The 383-nt window shown below is 47.5% G+C and carries 1 protein-coding gene; it reads right to left on the bottom strand.

Annotated elements, in window-relative coordinates:
* Positions 1-383, bottom strand: a 383-nt coding sequence (locus OSC10802_RS57245; protein WP_232731791.1) for a transposase, incomplete at both ends; no start/stop codon positions are given.

Below are 383 nucleotides of genomic sequence, written 5' to 3'. Positions count from 1 at the left end.
CTATCCAACCTTGGATTTGCAATAATTCAGGATTGGGAGGGACGGCGCTTTTATTTTGATTTTTCCTGCCGGCAGGTCGCCCCCCTCGATTTTTAGGTATTGGGTCGAGAGCCGTCCCGACCGTTTGATTTTTACTCCGACTCGCCTTCGGTCGTTTGACTTGGCCTTTGGGCGGGCTAGACTCTGTATTTTCAGACCCCTGGCTCAAATTTTCCCGGTCGCTCTTTATGACTTGTTCGACCCTTATAGGGAATGAACGTTTTTCCTGAACACTTACTAATGATAGTGTGAAGAAAGATAGCCCGGTTAAGGATTTGCCATACAGACTAGAAAAGAAGCGCTCAAGTCCGTAGGTTTTTTTACCGGCTTTGGTGACGACCACT

It is taken from the genome of Kamptonema formosum PCC 10802, from assembly GCF_000332335.1.
Taxonomy (GTDB): domain Bacteria; phylum Cyanobacteriota; class Cyanobacteriia; order Cyanobacteriales; family Oscillatoriaceae; genus Oscillatoria.
Note: the sequence above shows the minus strand (reverse complement) of the source record. Positions and strands in the feature narration are given on the sequence as shown.